Annotated in this window: 1 pseudogene; it reads left to right on the top strand. The window is 44.9% G+C overall.

Features of this window, described 5'->3' with window-relative positions:
* A pseudogene (gene glnA, locus SB756_RS29115) lies at positions 1–305 on the top strand (glutamine synthetase); the annotation flags it as partial.

Below are 305 nucleotides of genomic sequence, written 5' to 3'. Positions count from 1 at the left end.
TACGAGCGCGACCCGCGTTCAGTTGCTAAACGTGCTGAAGATTACATGCGCTCTACAGGTATTGCTGATACAGTATTATTTGGCCCAGAGCCAGAGTTCTTCCTTTTTGACGATGTTAAATACAAATCAGACATGTCTGGTTCAATGTACAAAGTTGACGCTGTAGAAGCGGCATGGAACTCAGATAAAGATTATGAAGGCGGTAACACTGGTCACCGTCCAGGTGTTAAAGGCGGCTACTTCCCTTGTTCACCTGTTGATTCTTCACAAGATTGGCGTTCAGCCACTTGTTTAGTACTTGAAGA

The organism is Pseudomonas sp. SIMBA_068 (assembly GCF_046534705.1).
In the GTDB taxonomy this organism is placed as follows: Bacteria; Pseudomonadota; Gammaproteobacteria; order Pseudomonadales; family Pseudomonadaceae; genus Aquipseudomonas; species Aquipseudomonas putida.
The sequence above is the reverse complement of the archived record's forward strand: the minus strand, read 5'-3'. Positions and strand labels throughout refer to the sequence as shown.